Genomic DNA, 255 nt, shown 5'->3' with positions numbered 1-255 from the left:
CGCGCATCTGGCGGGGCAGCTGCCGGACTACATGGTGCCGGCGGCGTTCGTGCCGCTGGCGGAGTTACCGCTGACGGTGAATGGCAAGCTCGACCGCAAGGCACTGCCGGCGCCGGCCGACGATGCGCATGCGCGGCGGGGTTACGAGGCGCCGCGCGGGGAGCTCGAGACGGTGCTGGCGCAGCTGTGGGCGGAGCTGCTGGGTCTGGAGCGGGTCGGTCGGCATGACCACTTCTTCGAGCTGGGCGGCCATTC

1 protein-coding gene is annotated in these 255 nt (G+C 71.8%); it reads left to right on the top strand.

Going from position 1 to position 255, the window contains the following annotated elements; genetic code table 11:
• Positions 1–255, top strand: a 255-nt coding sequence (locus AB3X94_RS42270) for a hypothetical protein (protein ID WP_368614512.1), incomplete at both ends; no start/stop codon positions are given.

It is taken from the genome of Paraburkholderia sp. BR10923 (assembly GCF_040948765.1).
Classification (GTDB): Bacteria; Pseudomonadota; Gammaproteobacteria; order Burkholderiales; family Burkholderiaceae; genus Paraburkholderia; species Paraburkholderia youngii.
This window is presented reverse-complemented; position numbering and strand designations above follow the sequence as displayed.